18 protein-coding genes are annotated in these 25,102 nt (G+C 35.5%); 7 read left to right on the top strand and 11 right to left on the bottom strand.

The features are described from left to right. Positions 1-81: 81 nt before the first annotated feature. The 3 genes from ACZZZT_RS12110 to ACZZZT_RS12100 form a co-directional block, all read right to left on the bottom strand. Positions 82-1,998 (bottom strand): SusC/RagA family TonB-linked outer membrane protein, encoded by a 1,917-nt coding sequence (locus ACZZZT_RS12110; RefSeq protein ID WP_463460543.1) that lies wholly within the window; start codon positions 1,996-1,998, stop codon positions 82-84. 280 nt (positions 1,999-2,278) lie between these two features. Continuing rightward, positions 2,279-4,093: an alpha-N-acetylglucosaminidase gene (locus ACZZZT_RS12105; protein ID WP_463460542.1), complete on the bottom strand. Its 1,815-nt coding sequence runs from the start codon at positions 4,091-4,093 to the stop codon at positions 2,279-2,281. Further along, complete coding sequence (locus ACZZZT_RS12100; RefSeq protein ID WP_463460541.1) at positions 4,039-4,449, bottom strand: alpha-N-acetylglucosaminidase N-terminal domain-containing protein; 411 nt, start codon at positions 4,447-4,449, stop codon at positions 4,039-4,041. Before ACZZZT_RS12100 ends, ACZZZT_RS12105 begins: the two co-directional genes overlap by 55 nt. A 610-nt stretch (positions 4,450-5,059) precedes the next feature. On the opposite strand from ACZZZT_RS12100, the gene ACZZZT_RS12095 reads away from it, so the two are divergent. The 7 genes from ACZZZT_RS12095 (at position 5,060) to ACZZZT_RS12065 (ending at position 13,235) form a co-directional block, all read left to right on the top strand. Continuing rightward, positions 5,060-7,450 (top strand): TonB-dependent receptor, encoded by a 2,391-nt coding sequence (locus ACZZZT_RS12095; RefSeq protein ID WP_463460540.1) that lies wholly within the window; start codon positions 5,060-5,062, stop codon positions 7,448-7,450. A 21-nt stretch (positions 7,451-7,471) separates the two neighbouring features. Continuing rightward, entirely contained in the window at positions 7,472-8,191 is a 720-nt protein-coding gene (locus tag ACZZZT_RS12090) for an HmuY family protein (protein ID WP_463460539.1), read from the top strand. A gap of 9 nt (positions 8,192-8,200) precedes the next feature. Beyond that, a complete protein-coding gene (locus ACZZZT_RS12085) occupies positions 8,201-9,004 on the top strand; it encodes an HmuY family protein (protein ID WP_463460538.1) in 804 nt (267 codons plus the stop codon). Between the two features lie 16 nt (positions 9,005-9,020). Beyond that, positions 9,021-9,767 carry a hypothetical protein gene (locus tag ACZZZT_RS12080; RefSeq protein ID WP_073397933.1) on the top strand — a complete coding sequence of 249 codons (747 nt, stop codon included), beginning with the start codon at positions 9,021-9,023 and terminating at the stop codon, positions 9,765-9,767. A gap of 82 nt (positions 9,768-9,849) precedes the next feature. Continuing rightward, positions 9,850-10,518 carry a hypothetical protein gene (locus ACZZZT_RS12075; RefSeq protein ID WP_463460537.1) on the top strand — a complete coding sequence of 223 codons (669 nt, stop codon included), beginning with the start codon at positions 9,850-9,852 and terminating at the stop codon, positions 10,516-10,518. Positions 10,519-10,975: 457 nt separating this feature from the next. After that, positions 10,976-11,782, top strand: coding sequence for a hypothetical protein (locus ACZZZT_RS12070; protein ID WP_463460536.1), 807 nt, complete (start codon positions 10,976-10,978; stop codon positions 11,780-11,782). 163 nt (positions 11,783-11,945) lie between these two features. Continuing rightward, a complete protein-coding gene (locus ACZZZT_RS12065) occupies positions 11,946-13,235 on the top strand; it encodes a M20 metallopeptidase family protein (protein WP_463460535.1) in 1,290 nt (429 codons plus the stop codon). A 105-nt stretch (positions 13,236-13,340) separates the two neighbouring features. On the opposite strand, the gene ACZZZT_RS12060 is transcribed toward ACZZZT_RS12065, so the two are convergent. From ACZZZT_RS12060 to ACZZZT_RS12025, 8 genes are all read right to left on the bottom strand, one after another. Continuing rightward, the gene (locus tag ACZZZT_RS12060) at positions 13,341-14,186 is read right to left on the bottom strand and encodes a carbohydrate kinase family protein (protein WP_463460534.1); all 846 of its coding nucleotides are present in this window, start codon (positions 14,184-14,186) and stop codon (positions 13,341-13,343) included. An 87-nt stretch (positions 14,187-14,273) separates the two neighbouring features. Continuing rightward, entirely contained in the window at positions 14,274-14,999 is a 726-nt protein-coding gene (locus ACZZZT_RS12055; RefSeq protein ID WP_463460533.1) for a glycoside hydrolase domain-containing protein, read from the bottom strand. After that, positions 14,951-15,829 carry a family 43 glycosylhydrolase gene (locus ACZZZT_RS12050; RefSeq protein WP_463460532.1) on the bottom strand — a complete coding sequence of 293 codons (879 nt, stop codon included), beginning with the start codon at positions 15,827-15,829 and terminating at the stop codon, positions 14,951-14,953. The genes ACZZZT_RS12055 and ACZZZT_RS12050 overlap by 49 nt, the downstream gene beginning before the upstream one ends. Positions 15,830-15,850: 21 nt before the next feature. Continuing rightward, positions 15,851-17,248 carry a DUF4960 domain-containing protein gene (locus ACZZZT_RS12045; protein WP_463460531.1) on the bottom strand — a complete coding sequence of 466 codons (1,398 nt, stop codon included), beginning with the start codon at positions 17,246-17,248 and terminating at the stop codon, positions 15,851-15,853. An 18-nt stretch (positions 17,249-17,266) separates the two neighbouring features. Next, a complete protein-coding gene (locus ACZZZT_RS12040; RefSeq protein WP_463460530.1) occupies positions 17,267-18,958 on the bottom strand; it encodes a RagB/SusD family nutrient uptake outer membrane protein in 1,692 nt (563 codons plus the stop codon). 20 nt (positions 18,959-18,978) lie between these two features. After that, complete coding sequence (locus ACZZZT_RS12035) at positions 18,979-22,083, bottom strand: SusC/RagA family TonB-linked outer membrane protein (protein WP_463460529.1); 3,105 nt, start codon at positions 22,081-22,083, stop codon at positions 18,979-18,981. Between the two features lie 18 nt (positions 22,084-22,101). Then, positions 22,102-23,712, bottom strand: coding sequence for a glycoside hydrolase family 32 protein (locus ACZZZT_RS12030; protein WP_463460528.1), 1,611 nt, complete (start codon positions 23,710-23,712; stop codon positions 22,102-22,104). Then, positions 23,675-25,033: a sugar porter family MFS transporter gene (locus tag ACZZZT_RS12025; protein ID WP_463460527.1), complete on the bottom strand. Its 1,359-nt coding sequence runs from the start codon at positions 25,031-25,033 to the stop codon at positions 23,675-23,677. Before ACZZZT_RS12025 ends, ACZZZT_RS12030 begins: the two co-directional genes overlap by 38 nt. Positions 25,034-25,102 lie beyond the last annotated feature (69 nt).

Below are 25,102 nucleotides of genomic sequence, written 5' to 3'. Positions count from 1 at the left end.
GTTGTCCGTTATAATAGAAAGTTCCTAAACTTCCAGAAATAAACTGTGCTGTGTAAGCATTAAATCCAGATGAGTTTCCTGTTACCCCCAGCTTCCGCGGAATTTCAAATCAGTAAAAAAGTCTTGATTCTTCATGAAATTTTCTTTATCTACTCTCCACGCACCACCTACAGAAGGGAAATATCCCCATTGGTTATTTTGTCCAAACATAGATCCACCATCTCTTCTAATTGATCCTTGTAATAGATATTTATCTTTGTAATTGTAATTCACACGTCCAAAATAAGCTATCAAACGTGTTTTTTGATAAGCTTTACTGTCTCCAAAATTTACTACGTAACCATTAACCGAAGTGTAATTACTTAAAGCAAGGTTGTTATACCCAACATTGTCTACAGGAAAGTTCGTTGTTGTAGCCTGAAAACCGTCTCCTAATGTATTCTCCTGCCAAGAGTAACCTGCTACAGCTTTTATTTTATGCTCTCCAAATGTTTTATCCCAAGTAAGGAAACTTTCAATAATATTGTTTCTGGTTTCGTAAGAATTTCTCAATGCAGAACCATTTACACCAAAATTAACCAATGTTTTTGTCAAAGGTGGATCTGGGTTGTTGTAAAAATTGGCACTGTTGTATTGTGAATAATAACTGTCATAAAATTCTCCATGAGAAGTAGTTAATCTTTGGTGTGCTAAATTCAAATTATAAGTGAATCCAAACGGAAGTTTTACTTCTGCAGTAAAGTTACCTACAAGGTTTTCCGTTTTAGTTTCATCGGTACCATGATCAATTAATGCTACCGGGTTAAAATATCCCGGACTGGTAAAATTTTCAAAAAAACTTCCGTCAGCATTTCTTACCGGAGAAACAGGAAGATAACTTGCTGCCTGCAAAAGAACAGTATTTCTCTGTGGTACATTTTGATATTTTGTACTGGAATTGGTAACGTTTAAACCAAATTTAACTTTATCATCAAAAGCAAATTGTTCAACGGATAAACGGGCAATAATACGAGAAAAGTCACTTTTTAACATTACCCCTTCTTTGTTAAGAGAAGTGATACTTGCTGTATAGTTTCCATGATCTCCGCCGCCGCTCATCGATAAGTTATGGCTGCTTGATGCTGCACGTCCTGTTCTTAAAATTTCTTTTTGCCAGTTTGTATTGGCACCTTTATCATTTTCAGGAGTAAAATTCAAATTGTTTTTAGTTGTAAAATCTCTCAGCTGATCTGCATTCATCATGTCCAGATTATTTGAAACTTCTTCCCAACCAACATAACCATTGTATGCAATCTGAGTTTTGCCCTTACTTCCTTTTTTTGTTGTTACCATGATAACTCCATTTGCAGCACGGTTACCGTAGATTGCCGTTGCAGCAGCATCTTTTAAGACATCGATAGTTGCAATATCGTCTGGAGAAATTACGGAGATATCAACTCCCGGAATACCATCTATTACATAAAATGGTCCTTGTGAACTATTTAATGTAGAAGCTCCACGCAAAACTACAGAAGCCGTTTTTGTAGGGTCGCCACTTGATGAAATGTTCAAACCGGAAACTTTACCTTGTAAAAGCTGTCCTACGTCACTAATTGCCCCTCTGTTTAAATCTTCGGCTTTTACAGAAGTTACAGAAGTAGTAAGGTTTTTACGAGACCCTTTTCCATAACCCACTACTACAACTTGTTCTAAACTGTTTGTAGTAGGCTGTAATTTAATCGAATAATTTGTTTTTGTTTCGTCTAGTTTTAAAGTCAAATCTTCAAACCCCATATAAGAAACTATTAGTGTAGCATTTTTGTTTGAAGCCGAAAATTTAAATTTTCCATCAAAATCTGTTGTTACTGAATTCGTTGTACCTTTCTCTAGTACATTGGCGGCTGGCAGTGGAATGCCTTTGTCATCTAAAACTACACCGGACACTTCTGTTTTTTGTGCCCAGGTATTAATTGAGAAGCAAAAACAAAAGGCTAATAATAAAAGTTTAAGTTTTTCCATTTTGATATTGGTTAATTGGTTAATATAGTATTGACGAAATTAATGGTAAAGAAATGTTAACAAATGGACAAGTTATTCATAAACATGGATAATTCATATAAAGTCAATGATAGCAAGGGTTTCCAAAATTATTTTTCTAAAATTACATAGTTAAAAACTTATTAATTAATCGATTTCGTAAAGATTTCATTTCATATTTCTAGTATAGTTTAAGGTAATGGTTAAAAGTTTAAGTTATATTTTGGTTATATACGTATTAATTATAGTCTTGGTATATTTTTTATTTATTTTCGGTCCATTTGATTTCCCAGTTTTTAATTAATTCTCTTTCTTTTGTTTCATCAAAAGGAGTGTTATCCACTGCTGATTTTTTTAGAGCTTCTAAAAACATTTTCCATCTTGGCCAGTAAAATCCTTTATACATTCCCTGCCAGGATCTGGATGCATAATCATTTAAATGTCCTTCTCCTCCCCAAAGTGTTATTAATGTTTTCGCATTTTTTACATACAATTTTGATACTTCAGGAGAATCACCATAATCAGAAGCTGATTTTACCCATTGATCCAGACTATTCAATGATTGTCGTGACATCATCTTATCGATATCCAAAGCTTGTTTTTCTATCTTTTTAAATAATTGATCGCCTTTTGAAATATCTTTTTGCTGATAGGCTTTTACACATTCAATCAAATCTTCATCAATACAAAGTGAATAGTAATGTCTTGAAGCATCGATTAAATCGTAATTGATAAAATTCTTTTTATCATATTTTTTGGCTTCTTTGGTTAAAATATCCAAAGCTTCTTTTAATTTTTTCTTATCTCCGGGATTTCCTTTAAATTCTGTAATTGTTGCAGTCGGGCGTTTAAATAACAAATACGCTCCAGCCCTATCATTCCACCAGCGGGTTTCCCAATATTTGATATTGTAAACAGATTCAAGTAATAATTCCCATGCCTGAAAAACAGATTTTGAAGTTGTTTGTCCGTATCTCGCATTTAAATATTTAGTCAGCCAGTCGTTTACAGGTTGTTCACCCTGACTCCACGGAAGGTCATAAATATATTCGTATACAATTGAATTATTATTTAAACCTTCGGGCATTGCGCCGTAGCCCACAACATTTCCTCTATTTGGATTTTTAAGTAAACTCGTCAATTCGTTTTTATAGAAATTCAGGTCTCCATATACAGGATTCGATCCTCCATAATTATGTACATAACCGTAAGTCCATTGTTTACCATAAAAAGCTTCCTGGTTTTCCCATACCTTATATCTGTCGTTGGCGTAATCCTGAACCATCAATCGGTCATTTGGCACTTTACTTAAAAATGCGCTGGTAGCTTCTTTTGTCCAAAATTCTTTATTGTCTCCAAAAAGCCATCCCTGCATAACCCAGACTGCACCCGGCGCGGCTTCATTAATAGTTTCATAAATCGCACTTCCGTAATTAGAAAGTTCTTCATATTTATTGTGTTCCGAAACCGGAGGTTCAATCTCATTAAAAGAATCTGCCAGATAGAAATTCGACTTCCCATACATTTTAGTATAAATTTCAATAAAACGTATTCCTATTTTTTTAAACAAAGGATCTTTGGAATCTAATAGAAAAGTACTTGCAAAACCACCTCCCGACCAGGATTTTAATTCCGTTATTTTAGCTTCCGGATGTTTTTCTGCGAAAGCTTTAGGAACATAACCGCTAAATGCTGGAACAACAGGATGCATATCTAAAGCTCTCATTCGTTCCAATATTTTCTTTTGAAGTTCTTCTTTTTTACTGAACCATTCTTGTGGCAATGGCCCTTCGAGACTGTTGATATTTCCCATACGCTGCCATGGCAAAAAGGCTGGTCCGGCAAAATGTGCTTCTAATTGAGTGCTTGTTAAACCATATTCTTTCCATAATTCCTGCCACACGGCTTCCTGACCTTCCATTGCCGTTGGAAGATTGATTCCGTGCATCGCCATCCAGTCGATTTCCTGTTCCCAACGTTTCCAGTCCCACCACGGAGTAGTATAACCAAAAGTACAGGCGTTTAAATATTCTCTGTATTGAAATGGTGTATTTCCCTTTTTGAATATTCTGGCCATGTCTTAGGTAAAGCAACTCTATTTCCTTCCCAACTTACTAAAACGGCTCCTATATCCCTTAGAAAATTATAAGCAGCATAACAAATTGCTGTATTGTTTGAACCCTTTATTTTTACATGATTGTTTTTTGTTTCAATTTCAAACCAATCTGATTTATTATTCTCTCTGTTCTCAATAATACTTAATTCAAACTCACTGGCACGATTGCCTATAAGTCTTTCTATTAATGCCAATGCGTCTTTTGTATTTTCTTCATTTTTAGAATATCCTTTAAACGAACAAAGAAATAACAACATAACTGATACAGCCATTTTTAAGGAATTGTACTTTCTAATTTTTAAATGCTCTCTTTTCATATAAATCATATCTTATTAATAGTCCTAACTTATTTAGCCTAACAAAAACAAGGGAGATTAACTAATAACTAATCTCCCTAACAAACAAAACCTAACAAAAAATATATTACTAATAATTAACAATCGTGTTTCATTAAATTTTAGAATCAAATAATGGAATGCTAAACCGAAAATAAAAGTATATATAATGCTATTCTATAAGATGGATTTATCAATCAAAAGCATAGACATATTCTCTCGAAACCTCTTTTTTCTTAATAAGAAGATTTAAATTGATAAAAAAGGTAAAATATTGGGTTTGAATTTCTACAAGCATTTCTAAAAATTCATTTTTTTTGATCTCTAATTACATTCCTGTCTATGTTTGAAATGTATTGCTGAGTGTAAGTAAAAGTTAGTAAACTGATTTTTTATTAGAAACCACAATACTCTGTTTTAAAGCAAATTAAAAAGAATAAATATGCTTTAAAAGTGGTAAAACATAATTTAAGAAAAAATATGTAAAAAAATACTATTACGTAATTATTAATTTACTATTTTTACACAGTCTAAATAAGAATAGTGATTTGCATATCAACTTCACTTATGGGCAATTCGCATATCAGTAAAAATGAAAAATATAAGCACTTTCAATTCTATTAAAAAGATCATTACGGGTTTTATTGTACTATTTTTTAGTATAGCTCAAGCACAAAATAATAATGCGATTAGCGGTTTAATTTACCATTCAGGAAATCCGTTATCACAAGCTAAAATAGTATTAGAACCTTCTGGTAAAAGTGGAATATCTGACAGTAAAGGCTATTTTTCATTTTCGGGATTAACAAATGGAGCGTATACCATTAGAATCACTATTATGGGTTTTAAAGATTACATACAAGAGATCACTTTAAACGGACAAGCGATTAAACCACTTCATATAGAAATGGAATCCGGTATTGATCTAAAAGAAGTCAATGTAATTGGCCGCACCGTTAAGAACAATCCCGAAACCTTAGTCAATGCACAATACAGCGCAATGCCTGTAACAATTATAGATCGCAAAACCATAGAACTTATGGGCAGCAGAAGACTTGATGAAATATTGAAAGAACAAACCGGAATTGCTATTGTAAATAATATCAGTGGCGGAGCCAGATCTGTTGGTGTTCAAATGCAGGGTTTTGGCAGTGAATATATTATGGTTCTCATTGACGGTCAGCCAATGGTTGGGAGAAATAATGGTAATTTTGATCTTTCAAGAATCAGCGTATCAAATATTGAACGTATTGAGATTATAAAAGGTGCATCTTCCAGCCTTTACGGAAGCGAAGCTCTTGGAGGAACAATTAATATTATTACACGGCATGGTGTCGTTGATCCGCAAATGCAGGCCTCTTTAAGCTACGGATCCCTAAATATAATTGATGCAACACTAGAAGGAGAAACCCCTTTTTTACAAAATAAAGGAACAGCAAATATTGCCGCCAATTACTACAGAACAGACGGTTACAATACCAATTCTAAATACATTCAGGGTACTACATCTCCGCCTTATGACAATTATAGCTTGCAGGGACGATCGCGTTATCAGGTAAATGAAAGCAGTTTTCTGGGCTTAAGCGGACGTTATGGATTGCGACGTTCTTTCATGCAGAAGGATTTTGGTCTCGGTCATATATCCGGCGATAATCAGGACGAGCAGGACCTTAATCTTTCGGTTTCTTTTGATCATCGTTTTAATAGTAATTTTAGAAGTATTACCAAATATTACCTCACATATTACTCGGCAGACATGAGTGTTGCCTGGCAGCAAAATAACAGTGCGGTAAGTCAGGACGTTTTTAAACAGACTTTGCATCGGGCTGAACAGCAATTTTCTTATAGCAATAATAATTCATATCAGCTGGTTGCCGGAATTGGCGGCAGTATCGAAAACATGAATGATAATGCACTTGCCGGTGTAAATTCATTAGAAACTTTTTTCTCATACGTTCAGGGCGAATGGACTCCTTTTCAAAAATTAAAAACCGTTGGCGGATTGCGATATGATCATACCAATAATTTTGGAGGAAGATTAAATCCCAGTTTTGGCCTTCAGTATTTTATAACACCAAAAATAACATTTAAGGCCGGTATTGGTACAGGTTTTAAAGCACCTGATTTTAAAACCAATTATCTCGTATTTTACAATCCCAGCAGCAATTATCTTGTAGTTGGAAATGCAGTTCTCTCCCCTACACTACAGCAATTACAGCAAGACGGACAGATTAGTGAGATAAGACAATATATTCTCAATCAAACCTCCGGAAATTTACAGGCCGAAAAAAGCACCTCCTATAATGCAGGTATGGTTCTGGAGCCTTCTAAAAATTTTAAAGTTGAGGGAAGTGTTTTTTATCATAAAATAACAAATCAAATTAACAGCATACAAGTAGCCACCGGTACCAATAACCGAATTATTTATACGTATCAAAATTTGCCTGAGGCTGTAAATAAAGGTTTTGAGCTTGCCTTGAAATTCAGTCCATTAAAAAATATGGAAATAAGTGCCGGTTATCAATACTTAATTGCAAAGGATTTAAGTGTAAAAGACAGCATCAGAGCAGGAAAATGGCCTTATAGCCAAAACATACATGATCCTGCAACGGGAAATTCTTATGCGCCGCGCCCATCAGACTATTGGGGAATTGAAAATCGCTCACGCCATATGGCCAATACATCTGTTTTTTATCGTTATGATCCCTGGAAAATCAATGCCAACGTCAGGGTAAACTTTAGAGGAAAATATCCTTTTGGAGATCGTAACGGAAATCAATTCATCGATAAATACGACATTTTTGTAAAAGACTACTTTTTGACCAATGCCAGTCTGGAAAAACAATTACTAAAAGAGCATCTCAGCCTCAGATTTACTGCTGATAATATTTTTAACTACACCGATCCTTTAATGCCCGGACAGCCCGGAAGAATACTCCTTTTGGGCATAAGCTATCGTTTCTTTAAAGACAAGGAAAACTAATAAACTTTAAATATTTCCAAAATGACTAAAACTAAAATAATTAAAAAATGGCATTTTTTACTGCTTATGATTATAGCGATGAACTTTATCGCCTGCAGCAGTAACGACGAAAATACCAGCGCTTCACTACAAGATGGCAAAAGCATTGTTATCAACGATCTTGCCGGAGATACCGGAGCTGCTATGGGCGACGCTACAGAAGGAAAAGAACAAAGAAGCTTTCATACTTTTCTTTTTCGTTTTAGTGATCAAAAACAAATTTGGCTTCATACCAAAGCAGATTCTTTGCAATATATGAAAACAGCTGACTGGGATATTGCTTTTACCGGACCGTACAACAGCGAAGTTTTTGTAAACAATGCAAAATATCAGTACAATCCGGGCTATGAAGGAGCTGCTCAAAATACAGCCGTTGTACTTCTTAATGAAACTTATCAAAATGTAACTCAGGCACCGGCAGACAGCGAGTTTGACAATAGTGAAATTACTAAAATCGGATGGGCATCTTCTGAAAGTTCTCCGGGCTGGTTCTATTATAGTTTAAGCAGCCATATCATGCAGGCTATACCTGATCGTACCTACGCGATAAGGCTTCCGAATGGAAAATACGCAAAACTACAACTTGTAAATGCTTATAAAGGTAATCCTCCTGCAGTAACAGATCTTAATTGGCCGGCACCTTATTTTACATTTAGATATTATGTTCAGGCTGACGGAAGCAAAAGTTTAAATACAAAATAATATAATCCAATGAAAAAAATTAAAGCCACAATTAACAAAATACCACAAGCAATACTGGCAGTTTTCTTTATTGCCGCAATATTCTCAGCATGTTCATCTGATGATAAACCTGCTGACGAAAATGGAAATGAAGAAAACCCGGATACAGAAATACCGGATTCCTCTTTATTTAATAAAGTAATACATGTAAAAAATTATCAGGGAAGCACTTCTGATGACAATCCTACTGCGCCATCGGCAACATTATATTATAGTCTTGAAGAAAATAAGGCTGTTGACGGTTCTTTTAAGAAAACAAAAAAATGGGATTTAGCTTTTGGCGGACTTTATGCCAGCTTTTTATCCGGCAATAATACCACTAACAATCAGAATAATGGTTATTTGGGAGGCGGTGTTGGCGGTATTACAATCGTTGCAAAACCTTTTAATGAAGTGGTTGATATTCCTGCAGATAGTGAGTTTAAAACAGGAATAGATCTTATTGGTACAGATGACGCAGGTTCTTTTGGTAACGGAGTTGGCTGGTATTTATACGATTTTGGAGGTGAAGTTGTCACAAACGGAACTGATCCGAACAAAGCTCACGTAGCTTACGCACTTGGAGAACCGCTTACCATAAACAATGGTACTGTTATTCCTGCAAGAACTGTTATTTTAAAAACTGCAAATGGAAATTACGCAAAAATAAAAATGATATCAGTATACAAGGATATTTATACTCCTGCAGAATGGTTTAAAGATACTCCGCATATGTACTACACTTTTGACTATGTAATGGCAGCGAAGGGAAGCACCAAATTTGAAATTAAATAACCAACCCCCAATCCTAATGAATACTAAAATCATAAAATTTAAAACATCTTTATTATTTACTGCTTTTGCCTTATTTAGCCTTCTAACTGCCTGTACAAGTGAAGAAGATAGATGGACGGATGTAAAAGAAGATCCTGTTACGGAAATCATTACAGATCTTGATGCCAAAAGAATTATATCTTTTAAAGTAACAAATCCGGGTGAAGAACAGGCCATTTACAGTGCCGTAAATAATCTGGAAAAAACCATTACGGTTTACCTGCCTTCTTATTATCAATATGAATATTTGGAAACAGCTATTGCATTGCCGGAAAAAACTACTATTTCTCCTGCTGCTACAGAACTTTTACCGGTATTTAGCAAAACTCCTGTTACGTATACAACAAAAGCTGCGGATGGAACAACTGCTGTCTACACAGTTAACATTATTATACAACAGCCTCAATTAATTTTAAAAGAATTATCGACTGCAACTACTGTTTATACTGTTAACACCGGAGCTTCCATTACAGTAAAAGGCGAAAATTTCCTTCCATCTTATGAAATAACGAAGGTTTTTGTGGTAGATGCACAGGGAAATAAAAAATGGCAGATGCAACAATATAATGAAGGATTAAATATTGCCAGTTTTTATGCGATGTATGTTTTTGGAGCTACAGCAGATTCTCCAATAACACTTTTGCCTGACACTGATTATTGGATCATGATGGAAAGTTATAATCTTTCGACTACGATGAAACTTCCTTTTAGGATAACCAATTAAAAATTTAGGAAATAAAAAATGCCTGTCTTTAATGCAAGCGGTAACGAAAACAAAGCCAATTAACCCTATTAAATTAAATATTATGAAAAAAATAATCTTTTCAATTGTAGCATTGGCTGCTATTTCGCTTACATCTTGCAGCTCTGACGATCAGACTGCCGAAATACAAGGAACATCAAAAGAACAAACAAGCAGCAAGACTGCTAAAAGCACTGCTCTTGCGCTTTGTACTGTTACTTCAACATCTGTTACAGTAAACAGATGGCAAGCCCCATCATCTACTTATACAAACTGGACACCTGTAGCCGCTGCAATTGGTGGTGTAAATGTACAGTGGGAAGGTATTTATGGAGGATCAATTCGTCCTGTAGGTAATACTGATCAATGGTACGTAGGTACAATAGACTTAAACGAGACTTGTGCAAACTGGGATAGCTGGAAAGGAAGCATTGCTGTTAAAAACGATCCGTCAAATGTTGGTGCAGAACCAGTTGCTAATCCATTTAATGTATTAGGATACGATGGGATTATTTCCGGAGCAGATTATGGTTTAGGATATTACAGCTATGTTTTGGCTACACATGTTATGACTCCTGCAAAAGCTATTGTGATCTGGAAAACCACTGGTACTGATTCAGAATCAGTTACTGATCCAACAACAGCTACAGAAGCCTATTTAGTTAAAGTAACCGGTATTGCTCCGGGAGCTTCAAGCAGTGTAATAAGCTATAACTGGACACAAGTACTATAATTAATAACAATGTAAAAAGAACATGGGATCATGATATTAATAAAAGTAATTGCAGTAAAAGCTGACCGGCGATCGACTGCAGAATACTCTTAATGACATCATTCCCCCATGACTACAAACGGCTTTTTAAATTACCGTGAGCATTGAAGTACAGGCATTTTAAAAATAAAAGCCATTATTCAATAAGTGGCAAAACTAATAAAAATAAAATCATTTAAAAATTAAATAACCAATACAATCATGAATAAAAGAATCAATATCAGTATGTTCTTACATACGGTTATACTACTTTTTTTATCACTACTTTTTTTCGTGCGACACCGAATACATTGATAAAATAAATACTATTCCCGGCGATGTAATAAAAGTTCCAGGATATACTCAAATCGAATCATTCACTTTAAAAGATACAGAAAATAATGCGATTAGTGCTGCCTTAACAGATAACACTATAATAGTGACATGGAGTAGTCATATAGCGATTCCGGAAACTATTAAACCAGAGATTATTTTGGGTACAGAAGCTACAATTTCTCCGGCATCGGGTGCAGAAGTTCCTTTTAAAGACGGAACCGTATATACTGTAACTTCAAAAGCCGGAACAACAAAACAATACACATTAAAAATAGACTTTAGACAACAAGAACCTAGTGCCTGGACTTTGGCGGGTGGAGAAACGTACAGAAAAGGTTTAATGCAAAAAAAGACGAATCCAGCCAGAGGCGGGACTTATGCTATAGATAATTTATGGCTGAGTTTTGAAAATACAAGAGTATATTTTGTATCTGCTACAGATCAGACGGAATATACTGCAGAAATAATTTTTATGGGAAGCCCAACGGTTACGCCTTATACTGAATATGGAATATATTATTTTCTGCCTGAAAATATGCCCGTAGGAATGTATGATTTACGCATAAAAAACGGAGCTTATACACTGCAAAACACAAATGTAGATAACCGATATAAAATTTCGGTGATCGAGCCTGACACTTTTAATACTGCTAACTATGGTTTTCCTGTAACAAAACAAACAGGAGAAACTCTGGAAGTAAGAGGCGGAATGATGAATACTGTTACATCTGTAGAGTTATATCTTAATAGTAATGCAACAGTAACTTATCCTGTAGAAATTGTAAGCACAACTTCATACAGAGCCGTTTTAAAAATTCCTGCCGGCATTCCTGTCGGAACATACGACAGAATGAGATTTAAAAGAGGTGCTGCAACTTCAAACTTTGCCTATACTGTAACTGTTAAGTAATCCCTAATCAATCCGTCTTTTTCTGGCAAAAAATCAACGAAAAATTTTATTAAACAATAGTATTAACAGAAGGTTACTATCTGCGGTCTAAAGCCAATTCATTATAAAATTAGTTTATATTCGCTATTCAAAAGTAGATTAACCTAACCTTCCAAAACACAAAATGAATAAAAAAATTCTATTGGCATTACTTATTGTAAATGTATTTTGCAGACAATACATTGTTTATGGTCAGGAAAAAAAGAGTGAAGTTGTTACTCAGGAATCTATCCAACTTGAAACTGATGCAATTTTCGACAAGCTTGTTCAAATTAGAAGGGAGTTTCATGAGAATCCGGAACTGGCGGGTAAAGAAAAAAGAACCCAAGAGACTATAAAAAAATATTTATTGAATTTAGGCCTTAAAGTTGAAACGGATATTTACGGATATGGTGTCGTTGGCATTTTAGAAGGTGGGAAAAAAGGTAAAAAAATCGCCTGGCGAGCAGAAATGGACGCATTGCCAAATGATTTTCCTGATCAATCTGATTTTAAATCTAACACAAAAGGTGTTCAACACGGTTGCGGTCATGATGTTCACATGGCGATTTCATTGGGAATAGCAGAAGTTTTAGCAAAAAATAAAAAGTCGCTGCATGGCACGGTCTATTTTATTTTTCAGCCTGAAGAAGAAACATTTATAGGGGCAAAAAAAATTACTGAAAACAAATTATTTGACAAATATAAAATTGATGAAATTTACGCACTTCATGTAGTGGGATTACCCGTAGGACAAATAATGGTAAAGCCTAATGAAGTGTTTGCTTACCAAAAAGAAATAGGGATACAATTTAAAAATGTGTTACCTGCCAAAGAGTTAAAAGAGCTTACGTCAAAAATTCGTAATTCCCTGATTAGGTCGAATAACCAAAGCAAACCATGGGAGATTCAGCTCATTTCAGATCCTGAAATGGGCTTGATGAATCCCAAAACAATATTTAGTGATTATTTAATTGCTGACGAAAATTTTAGAACGTATTCTAAAAACGATGCATTCCATATAAATGCAGAAATCTACGAAACTGATGCAACCCGATTAAAAAACATTATTCCTACTATTAATAAGGTAATTGAAGACAATAATTATGGTTCTCAGAAAATTTCTGTTAAGTTCATAAAAGAAAATCCAACCGTTTTAAACGATCCAAATTTGACACGCACTTCTATTACTACACTTGACAATATTTACGGAAAAGGATTTGTCGTAACCGACTACGGACAGGTTCCTTATTTCAATGATGATTTTGCCTATTTCCAACAGAAAATTCCCGGAGTTTATTTCTTGCTTGGAGGTTCCAACTTCCAAAAAGGAATCATAGCAATGAATCATGCCCCTAATTTTCAAGTTGATGAAGAGTGTATTAGAATTGGAGTCAAAGCATTTTCTTCGTTACTATTTGAAAGAGGTAAGTAAACAAAAAAATAATAGATATACCAAATGGCGCCAACTGAAAGCAGATGGCGCCATTTTTTTGTCTTAACTTAGAAATTTATATATCGGTATAATTAACGCTTATGGTTAAATTATACTTTTATTTTGTATCATTAAATTTTCAATTCTGGAATTAGAAATCTCGGGATTAGCTCCCGGTGCTTCTGCAACCAAAGCCCCAACTGCACAGGCAAAATCAATAGCTGTTTGCGGATCTTTTCCGTTAAGCACTGATGTAATTAAAGCTGCCAAAAATGAATCCCCCGCTCCAACTGTATCGGCAACCTTTACAGGATAACCTCCATTTTCATAGAGCTGGCCTTCCCACATTAACAAAGCGCCATGCTTTCCTCTTGTTACGCACATAGCTGTCACTTTGGTTTTTTCTGCAATAAAGTTCATATTGTCTTCCAAACCCGAATATGGCGAATGCATTGCGCCTGCTATTTCCAGCAATTCCTCATCATTAAATTTAATAAAATCAGCTGAATGCATTAATTTTTCTAACATGTCATAAGAATAATGGGGCTTTCTCAAATTAACATCAAAAACTTTATAAGCTTGTGTCTGAAGCAATTCTTCCAGAGATTTTCCTGATACCTCATCCCTGCAAACCAAACTTCCATAAATTAGCACATCAGCATCTAACACTATTTTTTTTCCAGATTCATTCAAAACAATTTTATCCCATGCCGATGGATACGTGATTTCATAACTTGCAGATCCGCGTTCATTCAATGTTACGTTTACTAAGCCAGTCGGAAAATCTTCTGATTTACTAATAGTATCCGTTTCAATTCCCAGGTTTTTTACCTCACTGATAATTGCCTCACCATCTTTATCATTTCCTACGCAACTAATCATGGCTACCTCGCAACCAAATGTTTTCATTCGCAAAGCCACATTTAATGGTGCCCCGCCAATTTTTTTCATTGGCAAAAACATCCCAAAGCACCTCTCCAAAGGCAACCGCCTTAAGGTTTTTTCCGTTGTTCATTCTAAAAATATTTATTATTAATGTTATTCTGGTCTCGTAATCTGAAGATTAGAAAAAGTACTATTCTGTCCTTCAGCAATTAATCCCCATTTGTTTTGATCTCTGCCGTAAATGCGATTTGTTAAAGCTGTTTTTCCGTTTATGTAAAGTACTACAACGCTTCCTTCTGCAATTATTTCAACATCATACTTCGTATTTGTCTGAAATTGAAATGGTATACGTGTTACCTCCTGTGAAGCGGAATTATACCCTATGACTTTACCTTTTGTTATATCAAAAACTATTTCATAATAACTTCCTGTATCATTGGTATGAAAAATAAATCCTGCCATTCCTGCGCTATTTGATAAGGTCACTTCTGCTTTTATTCTGGCTTTTTTACCTACTGCTTTAAAAGTTACCATGGCTTTTTCAGTAGCACCTGACAAAATATAGCTTCCATTATTTACTGTCGCATTTGCTGTGGCTGCATCAACTTCAGCAGTATTACTTTTTTTAGAAAATAAATCTTTAACAGATTGTGGTGTCTGTACACCAAGGGTTCCATCTGTATTTTGAGTCAATTCATGAATAACCATATTACCTGCCCAATCTTTATTTCCTAAATCATTTTCAGGCGTTTTGCGGGCATTCCATCCAAAAACATATCTTTTATTTCCATCAGAAGCGGTTTTACCTGCGTAAAAATATTCTCCGTCAATCATATCATTTTCAGGCTTAATCCAAGGTCCGTTAATAGAATTTGCCATTCTGTAATGTGTTCCTTTATTAGCACTCCAGTTTTCAGAAAAATCAAATACCAATAATTCCCGATTTTAAAAATATCGGCACATTCCATCATCAAATAATTATCTTGTGATGTTGTCATATAAATTGGCGTCTGAACATCCCATTTTCCTGATGCAGGATCAGCAGTTGTAAAATGCAGTAAAACTGCTTTTCTGCCTGGTTCTGTCTGTGTACTAACCAACATTGAATACTTTTTTAACTCATCATTATAAAAAACATGCGGATCTCTGAAATCATAATTATAATATCCTGCCGGTGCTGTAATTTTAAAAGAAGGCACTTTAGTCCAATTTTTCAAATCAGAACTTGTAGCACACAAAACACTTTCTCTCACATTGGATTGTACATAAGCCGGAGTTTCATTATGTCCTGTATAATAGAAATAATATAGAGACCCCACTTTTACCACCGATCCTGTGCCAATGGCAAAATCAGGATCAGTCGTTTTTCCGTATGGAATCATTTGCCCTTCGTAGGTAAAATGAGCCAAATCAGTACTTAAATATTCATGAATATCATGAAAACCTTTTCCTGCCGGTTTATTCTGCGCATCATGAAGGAAATAAATATGGAATTTTCCGTTGTCAAAAAAAGGCATAATGTCTCCTGTATAACCCGCACTATAATAAGGATCATTTGCGCCCATCCATTGTGCCGGCGGCACAGGAAAAACACTTGTTATCTCAGAATTTCCTCCTGAAATAGAACCTCCAATATACTTATCGTCCTGACTGCAGGAAACAAGTGAAAAGAAAACGGAAGCTATCGTTATTATATTTCTATATTTCATTTTTGTTGAATTCAAAGTAGATTAATTTTTAGCCAAATAGTTGATACTATTTTGCGTTAAAAGCTTGATATTACCAATAAACTCATTTGCCTGACTTGGGACACCGCTACTATTGGTTTCGTTATACCAATCATAAGCACCCATCGAAATCACGATCACATTTTTATCAGTTCCTGTATTTGGAAATTCCGCAATGGTAACTCTTCCGTCAAGATTATTATCCCAAGCTTCACTTGCTAAGTTGGTTCCTCCTGTTTGGTTTCTCCAACCTTCTCCGTTGCTGTAACCTCCCCATTCTGGTAAAAACCACCAGGCAGTATGATTCAACCGGAAAGTACCGCTTTGTAATAAATTAGCTTTCCCGGTTTCATAAGTAATCAATCCTTCAAAAATTGGGTGATTCTCATGTCCCACAAATGACATTCCCCATGAATTTCCATCAACAAATCCGTTTGGAGGAAAATCTCCAAAAACATTATTCGGTCCTTTTCCTGAAGGAACAATTCCTAAAGCATCTACATATTGAGAAGCAAAAGATGTCAAAAGCAAATTTCCCCCGTTAGATCTGAAATTTTCCAAAGCAGTTGTTACTGCAGGATTGTAGGCAATTGAAGGTAAATTAACGGCAGAATCAAAATGCCACCAAATTACATCAACATCACTTAAATCAGCACCATTTTGAATACTATTAAATGATATATATTTAGCTCCATTAAAAGTTGCAAAGAACCAATCGGCTGCCGTAATTTCATCTATATTAGTAATTTCGGCTCTTGTTGCAGCAGTTCCTAAAAACGCTACTACTAATCCTGTTACCGGAACTCCTACATTAGCCGTATAATTAACATTTTTTCCGTTAGCAGTTACAACAAAAGTTACTGCATTGCTAAAATCTACCGTTGTCCCTGAAGCCGGTGAGATAGAAACTCCCTCTGTTGCCTCAATAACCGGTTTTAATGCCGTTAGGTTTGTGCCCTCAGGCAGTGTCATTGTAATAGTTTTACTTATATCATTGACTGTTGCTGCAACTCCATTAACAGTAAAACTTTTTATTGGACTCAACACTACAGTTGTTATCGTATAGTCTTTATACAAATTACCATTTACTACTCTAAATTTTATTGGGCTTGTAAAGTTGATTGGTTTTGTCAAATCAAGATTTGATGTTGCACCTCCTTCAAGTATTATTTCAGGTTTTACTGCTGTGATATCAGATCCATAAAGCATTGTTAGATTAATTTTTCCTGTTTTTTGGTCAATTTCACCAGCTACTCCATTTATTTTAAAAGAAGTAACATTAGAGGGTGAATTGATATCAAAACCACTGTTTTCAAAACTGTTCTCACAGGCAGTAATCATAAAAATCATTGCCAATACTGCAGATACTTTAACCCAATATTTATTTATATGTTTTTTCATATTAATGATTCTTAAAGATTAATAACCCGGATTTTGTTTGTACACTCCCTGACTGAAATTAATTTGTTTCAACGGAATTGGGCAATACTCCTCTTTACTCGCATCAAAAAAGGCATCCTGATAATAGGTGCGTTTTGTTTTTTCGCCAGCATAAAAATCATTCATTACCTGATCTGTAACGCCCCAGCGAACTAAATCAAAGAAACGATTTCCTTCCATTGCCAATTCTAAACGACGTTCGAAACGCATTGCTTTACGGGCAAAATCCTGTGTCCAGTTGCAATTAACGCCGTCTTCATAAGTATTAACTTTAAAGTTACTTACATACGGAAGTCGTCCTGTACTTTGGGCAGCTCGTTCTCTAATTTGATTGATTAATGGTAAAGCTTCTGATTGTCTTCCTAATTCAATCAAAGCTTCGGCACGCATCAAAATCACATCGGCATAACGAATCTGGATTCTGTTTTTAGAATTTCCGTAAAACGGATCAATGTTCACGACACAACTACAGCTTGGCGCCACGTTTTCTTTTAAGGATGCAAAATATCCGTATGTTCCCGGAGATCTAACCCACGCTTCAACATATAAAAATTCCGGATCATATTTATAAGGCAGACCTGGCATCGCAACGGTATGATACAATCTTGGATCTACCGTATTGGCATCGATATTTTTATAATCAAAATCCTGATTGTTATAAGTATCAAATTCCGGCAAACCATTTGCACCTGTTTTAAAAGCATTTACTAAATTTTGACTTGGTTTATGAAAATCACAGCATCCTAAACCCTGAGGAGTTGACAAAACATCTGAAAAATTTAATCTTCCGTATAAAGTTCCGTCATTGTCTGAGAATTGAATGGAAAAAATCGATTCAGTTCCGTTTTCAAAAGTTCCCGGCAAAAAGTTATTTGCAAAATCAGGCTCTAAACTTGCTTTGCCAATTACTTTATCGGTCGCGTCAATTACTTCCTGCAAATGCTGCTGATTGATTCCTGTTACTTTATAACTTTCATCCTGCGTATAAGCCTGATACAAACGGGTTTTTGCCAGATAAGCATACGCCGCTTTTTGAGTCGCACGGCCAACTTGTGGCTGCGTTTCCGGTAAAGCCTCGGCGGCAGCCTGAAAATCTTCCGCTATTTTATTCCAAAGTTCTTCGTTTGAAAGTGCTTTGTTTGAGATTGTTTTATAATCTTCAATCGCAATATCTTCTGTGATGTAAGGAACATTTCTGAACATAATTTTCAGCATAAAATAAAAATGTCCTCTTAAAAAACGCATTTCGGCGATACGAGTTTTCTTTAACGGATAATCAGCTTCTGAAATTTGTTCTAATGCCTTCAAAGCTTTGTTGGCTCTGGAAACTCCCACATAACTTATATACCAAAAGTTATCTAATTCGCCAAAATCAGATCTGATATTATTCGAAACTTCAAAAAAGTGAAAATCCTGAATATCGTTAGTTCCGCTTCCGCCTTTGTAGGCATCATCAGAACGCACATTTCCAAATGGCCACAAACTATAAGGCGAATCATAATGATCATTACCCAATTGTGCGTACGCCGCATTCATAAAACCTTCTACAGATTGTGGTGTTACAATATCTTCTTCAGACAACACTCCACGCGGATCTTCTTCCAGAAAATCAGAACAGGAAGCAAATATTCCCAACAATAAAAACCCTGTTATATATAGTATTTTTTTCATTTTTTTTGATTTAATCTTTATTATAAAGTAAAATTAAGACCAGCCGTGAAAGTCGTTGGCTGCGGATATCCAAATCTTGCATTTTCAGGATCTACACCAGTAAAACTTTTAGCATCAATGATCAATAAATTTTGTCCGCTGATGTAGAATCTAAAGCTGTCAAAATTCATTTTTTTCAATAAATCTTTAGGCAGACTGTATCCAAATTGTAAAACACGCAGTTTTAAATAGTTTCCGTTTTCTACATAATAAGTTGAAAATCTTGACTCTGCATTTCTATCAACCGTGGTTAAAGCCGGAATAGTAGAATTTGGATTATCTACAGACCAGGCATTTAATAAACGAGTCCCTTTGTTTGAACCTACGTCATCTACACTCCAAAAATCTGTTTGGTATTTTGTATAGTTAATCACATCGACATCACTTGCTCCTTCCCAGAAAGTGGTGAAATCCCAATTTTTATATCCTAAACCTAAATTAATTCCGTAAGTCAATCCCGGATTTGGATTACCAATCCACGTACGATCTTTATCTGTGATGGTTCCGTCGCCGTTTAAATCTTTGTAACGAATTCTTCCAAGGCCTTTTCCTTCCTGAATAGCCGAGTTGCTTACTTCGTCCTGACTTTTAAACAATCCATCAGTAACATAACCGTACATTGAGTTAATCGGTCGGCCCAAAATATTATCATTTAATCCGTCTCCTCCGTAGTTATTTCTTACTTCATCCGGCAATTGCGTAATCTTGTTTTTGTTTGCCGAAATATTTCCGGAAATGTCATATTTCAGTCCAAATGATGTTTCATCGTGATATCCTAAAGAAACTTCCCATCCTGTATTTTCCATCGAAGCACCATTAACCCAACGATTTCCACCTTCGCCAATTACTCCTAAATAAGCCGGTAAAACCAAAATATCTTCTGTTTTCTTACTATAATAATCAACAGAACCGCTTAATTTTTGTTTGAATAATCCGAAATCTAAACCAATGTTGGTTTGTGTTGTGGTTTCCCATTTTAAATCATCATTTCCGGATTGCGTTGCAATGAAACCTGACGGAAGCAATCCGTTTCCGTTCCCCGCAATGTCGTAAGCTGTTCCGTAAGACGTTTCCCAGGTTGGACTTCCACCTGCATAACTAGCCATATACAAACTGTAAACGGCTGTATTGCTAATTTCCTGATTTCCGGTTTGTCCCCATCCTGCTCTTAATTTTAAATCAGAAAAAACGGGTGCATTATTTTTAATGAAATTTTCATTGCTGATTCTCCATCCTGCTGAAACTGCCGGAAAGGTTCCGAATTGATTGTTTTTACCAAAACGCGACGAACCATCACGACGAATTGTAGCCGAAAGCAAATAACGATTGTCAAATTCATAATCTGCTTTTCCAAAATAAGAAAGCAAAGAATATACTGTTGAAGTTCCGCTTGTAAACGATTCTCCTGTTCCTGCATCCGGATACATATAATCTGGTGTTTCGATCAAAAAGTCGTTTTTACGCAAAGTGGTGGTATCATAAGTATCTTTGTACATCTCGGTTCCTGCCATTAAATTCAGATTGCTTTTTCCGAAATTCAAACTGTAAATAGCCGTGTTTGTCCAGGTCCATTTATCACTTACGGACTGGTCTATGGTAACCGATGTCTGATCGTTTTGTAAATAACCCGATTGGTAACTTCTTTGTAAAGTACGTTTTTTATAAAACCCGTAATCGATACCAAAACTACTCTTGATATGAAGGTTTTTGATAATCTCTAAATCGGCATACATATTTCCGAAAAGACGTAAATAATCGTATTTATTGTCTTTGTTATATTCTAAAAGTCGAACCGGATTTTGTCTGTCGTTCATTCCGCCAACCGGTCCTCCCCAGCCTTTCCCGTCAACAGTATGAACCGGAATAATTGGCAGTGCACGAAGCGCAGGATCTAATACTCCGGGATCTGTAACTTCATTGGTACGAGTGAAACTAAAGTTTTCACCAATAACCAGTTTACCATTAAAATATTTATAAGAACTGTTCATTCTGGCAGAGATTCTTTCGAAATCAGTTGTTTTTACAACACCTTCATTTCCATAATATCCCAAAGAAAAAACATAGCTTCCTTTGTCAGATGCATTCGAAACTGAAAGATCGTATGAATTTGCAATTCCGGTTTGAGAAATCGCATCGTACCAATCTGTATTTGCTGATTTTAGCGTTTGATTCGCGTCTAAATATTCGGGAATCAAAACTTTGTTTAATTGTGGTTTGTTATTATTAACAGACCAGTCAAATTGGTAACGCAAATTATTATTATTCGGATTTAATCCGTCGTTGATATTTGCCTGCCATAAAGCCTGCCCAAATTGATTTGCATTCAAAACTTCCTGCTTTCTGGAATAATCAGAAAGTGAGGTATACGTGCTAAAATTGATTCTCATTTTACCTTCTTTTCCTTTTTTGGTCGTAATGATAATTACTCCGTTTGAGGCGCGAGAACCATAAATACTCGCCGAAGAAGCATCTTTTAAAACCTGAATAGATTCAATATCATTCGGGTTCAATTCGTGCATTCCAGATTTAGTTGGCATTCCGTCAATTACATACAAAGGATCTGTGTTGTTTAAAGTTCCAACGCCACGAATCACTACTTTTGTATTTGCTCCACTCGGAGATCCGTCAGACGAAACTTTAACCCCCGCTACCCTTCCTTGCAGCGCTTTAATTGGGTTTGGTTCCGGCTGTTTCATGACATCTTTCATGTTTACAACAGCAACCGCTCCTGTAATATCCGTTTTCTTTTGTTTGGAATATCCTGTTACAACAACTTCATTTAGCTGGTTGTTGTCTACTTTTAAAGTTATATTGATTGTATTTTGTCCTTTAACGGGAATCGATTGTGGTGCAAAACCGATAAAAGAAACAACAATTACAGCATCAGCATTTATATTTCCGAAAGAAAAATTACCATCAAAATCTGTTACTGTACTGGTGTTTGTACCCGAAATAAGTACGGTTGCTCCCGGAAGCGGCATTCCGTCATCAGACGAAATTACCGTTCCTTTTATTCCGTTTTCCTGTGCTGTCAAAATCAGCATTGGAAAGAAGAAAAATAGAAAATAAATAATTTTATTTTTCATGAGGTTAGTGGTTTTTAGTTAGTTTATATTTAATTGGTTAATTACGATGTTGCTCAATTCAATTCCTTCGTTTGAAGAAACCGACAGAGAAGTAAATGGCTGGTTTGTGAAAAAGATTTCAGTGATTACTTTCTCGCCATTGTTGTAAAATATTTCAATAGATGTTTTGTCTAAAATGATTTTAAAAACACCTTCTTTCTGATTTCCGTCTACAAGCGCTTTGGTAATTGTTGAAGCAAATTTTTCTGAGAAATCATTTTTTCCTGCTTTCGAACGATCCAGAAATAAATAATGATCTGAATTATTTAATCCGAACGTTAAAGATTCTCCGGCTGCATTTGAAAGTGTAAAAGTATACGTGTCCTGTTTTAAGTTTTTTACATTAAAATTGACAATTGCCTGAGCTAAATCAACTTTTCCTGCTTCCAGAATTGAAAGTTTTCCTTTTCCTTTAAGGTTTTTCCCTTTGATGGTTTTAGAAACATATTTGTTGATTTCTTTCACCGGATTGCTAACTAAGCTATAATCATTTCCTTTTTTTACTAACTGAATTTCACGTGCAATTGTAGTAGCACTTCTCCACACAGTCGTAGGCACATCTTGCGCATAATCCCAGTTAGACATCCATCCAATAAATAATCGTCGACCGTCTGCACTTGGAACATTATTCCAGGTTACACCGGCATAATTGTCTTTTCCGTAATCAATCCAAACGGCTTTTTCCTGTTCTACTCTTTTTGCAAAATTAGCATCCAGCGTAAACATTTTTCCGTCAAAATCTCCAATAAAATACTGTGTTCCTGAACCTCCGTTTGCTCCACCCGGATTTAAACTCTGAATTAAAACCCATTTGGTTTCGTTGGTTCCCTGTACTTTAATTTCGAAGAAATCCGGGCATTCCCAAACACCTCCGTGGGCACCAATATTTTTTCCGAAATCAGATAGATATTCCCAGTTTTTAAGGTCTTTCGATTTGTAAAACTGTGATCGATCCTGAGCTGCCAAAACCATTATCCATTGTTTGTGCGTTTCATCCCAGGTCGCTTTTGGATCGCGGAAATCACGAATTCCAGGGTTTTTCACGACAGGATTTCCTTCCTCAAATTTCTGCCATGTAAAACCATTGTCGTTCGAATACGCAATATCCTGTTGCTCGACATCAATTTTATTTTCTTTTTCTTTTGTCATATCATGCAGCGTATAAATCGCCACAATTGGAGCTGTTTTTCCAGTACCTAAACCTGAACTATTGTTTGTATCTACAACCGCACTTCCAGAAAAAATAAATTTGTCTTTATTCGGATAAATCGCAATTGGCTGTTCTTCCCATTTAATTAAATCTTTACTAATGGCGTGTCCCCAATGCATTGGTCCCCATTTATTTCCGTCAGGATAATGTTGATAGAATAAATGATAATAACCATTTGCATAAAACATTCCGTTAGGATCGTTCATCCAGCCCTTTTTTGGTGTAAAATGAAAATTAGGACGGTACATTTTTTCTTCAACAGAAGTTGAAACTGTAGTTATTGCTGTTGTTTGGGCTGTCGCCGAATTCGGTTTGCAAGCTCCTATTAAAAGTACAGCGACACTATAAAATGTCAGCGGTAGATGTTTCTTTGATTTCATGGTTTTTGATATTTTTTTTAGTTAGATTTTCACTTAAAACTTCTAATGATATTCCTTTCGTTTCCGGCATTAGAAAAATGACAAACAATAATTGCAGGACCATCATAAGCGTAAAAATTAGGAATACGACTTCCGGACCTATTTCTGAAAACAACATCGGAATTAAAGATGGAATAATCGCTGCCAAAACCCAATGTACTGAACTCCCAAATGCCTGCCCCGACGCACGAATGTGATTTGGGAAAATTTCTGAAATAAAAACCCAGATCACAGCTCCCTGACCAATGGCGTGAGAAGCAATAAATAAGAAAAGGAAAATAGGTACAGATAATCCTCCCCAATTGAAATAAAATGCCGCAGAAACTAATCCTAAAGAAATAATATATCCAATTGAACCAATGTACATTAATAACTTTCTTCCTAATTTGTCAATTAATGCTACACCAATTAAGGTAAAGATAAGATTGGTAATCCCGATCCCAATACTGCTTAATAAAGCGGTGTTTTGTCCTAAACCTGCTTCTTCAAAAATTCTTGGCGCGTAATATAAAAAGGCGTTGATTCCTGAAAACTGATTAAAAAATGCAATTAAAAAAGCCAACATCAACGGGAAACGGTATTTTTTCATGAAGATATTTTCATGTTTGGTAACACCATTTTCTCTGGAATCGTCCATAATATCAGTAAGATTTGCTGTCGGATCAATTTTGAAAAGCACTTTACGCGCTTCTTCATCACGGTTTTTAGACAATAACCATCTTGGGCTTTCCGGAATTGTAAGTATAAAAAGTATATAAATAAAAGATGGAATAGCCTGAACTCCAACCATCCAACGCCAGGCATTTTCTCCAATATCTTTTAAAAAATAATTAGATATAAAGGCAATTAAAATTCCAAGTACAATATTAAACTGATACAAAGCAACCAAACGTCCGCGTTTGTCAGCCGGGGCAATTTCAGAAACATACGCCGGAGCAGCAATAGTAGAAGCACCAACTCCCAGACCTCCTATAAATCTGAAGGCGGCAAATACAAATGGATCATTTGCAAAAGCAGCACCTACAGCCGAAATAAAATATAAAATCCCAATCCAGAATAGTGTTTTTTTACGACCTATTTTATTAGTTGGGATTCCTCCAAAAATAGCACCTACAACAGTTCCCCAAAGTGCCATTGCCATAACAACAGATCCATGAAAAGCATCAGAAGAATGCCATAGAAGCTGTAATTGTTTATCAGCTCCAGAAATAACTACGGTATCAAAACCGAATAGAAAACCTGCCAGTGCAGCAGTAACAGACCAAATTAATATCTTGTTCATTGTAGATGTATTAAAAACTTATCGCTAAGATATCCGCAAAAAAAACAACTTATTTTTAATGATGTTACA

It is taken from the genome of Flavobacterium sp. AC274 (assembly GCF_979258275.1).
Note: the sequence above shows the minus strand (reverse complement) of the source record. Positions and strands in the feature narration are given on the sequence as shown.

Bases quoted from the DNA above. Each gene is read 5' to 3' on its own strand.
- ACZZZT_RS12090 (WP_463460539.1), top strand. From the start codon at position 7,472: ATGACTAAAACTAAAATAATTAAAAAATGGCATTTTTTACTGCTTATG.
- ACZZZT_RS12105 (WP_463460542.1), bottom strand. From the start codon at position 4,093: ATGGCCAGAATATTCAAAAAGGGAAATACACCATTTCAATACAGAGAA.
- ACZZZT_RS12085 (WP_463460538.1), top strand. From the start codon at position 8,201: ATGAAAAAAATTAAAGCCACAATTAACAAAATACCACAAGCAATACTG.
- ACZZZT_RS12075 (WP_463460537.1), top strand. From the start codon at position 9,850: ATGAAAAAAATAATCTTTTCAATTGTAGCATTGGCTGCTATTTCGCTT.
- ACZZZT_RS12080 (WP_073397933.1), top strand. From the start codon at position 9,021: ATGAATACTAAAATCATAAAATTTAAAACATCTTTATTATTTACTGCT.
- ACZZZT_RS12040 (WP_463460530.1), bottom strand. From the start codon at position 18,958: ATGAAAAAAATACTATATATAACAGGGTTTTTATTGTTGGGAATATTT.
- ACZZZT_RS12030 (WP_463460528.1), bottom strand. From the start codon at position 23,712: ATGAAATCAAAGAAACATCTACCGCTGACATTTTATAGTGTCGCTGTA.
- ACZZZT_RS12025 (WP_463460527.1), bottom strand. From the start codon at position 25,033: ATGAACAAGATATTAATTTGGTCTGTTACTGCTGCACTGGCAGGTTTT.
- ACZZZT_RS12065 (WP_463460535.1), top strand. From the start codon at position 11,946: ATGAATAAAAAAATTCTATTGGCATTACTTATTGTAAATGTATTTTGC.
- ACZZZT_RS12045 (WP_463460531.1), bottom strand. From the start codon at position 17,248: ATGAAAAAACATATAAATAAATATTGGGTTAAAGTATCTGCAGTATTG.
- ACZZZT_RS12110 (WP_463460543.1), bottom strand. From the start codon at position 1,998: ATGGAAAAACTTAAACTTTTATTATTAGCCTTTTGTTTTTGCTTCTCA.
- ACZZZT_RS12095 (WP_463460540.1), top strand. From the start codon at position 5,060: ATGAAAAATATAAGCACTTTCAATTCTATTAAAAAGATCATTACGGGT.
- ACZZZT_RS12055 (WP_463460533.1), bottom strand. From the start codon at position 14,999: ATGGCAAATTCTATTAACGGACCTTGGATTAAGCCTGAAAATGATATG.
- ACZZZT_RS12060 (WP_463460534.1), bottom strand. From the start codon at position 14,186: ATGAAAAAAATTGGCGGGGCACCATTAAATGTGGCTTTGCGAATGAAA.
- ACZZZT_RS12050 (WP_463460532.1), bottom strand. From the start codon at position 15,829: ATGAAATATAGAAATATAATAACGATAGCTTCCGTTTTCTTTTCACTT.
- ACZZZT_RS12100 (WP_463460541.1), bottom strand. From the start codon at position 4,449: ATGAAAAGAGAGCATTTAAAAATTAGAAAGTACAATTCCTTAAAAATG.
- ACZZZT_RS12035 (WP_463460529.1), bottom strand. From the start codon at position 22,083: ATGAAAAATAAAATTATTTATTTTCTATTTTTCTTCTTTCCAATGCTG.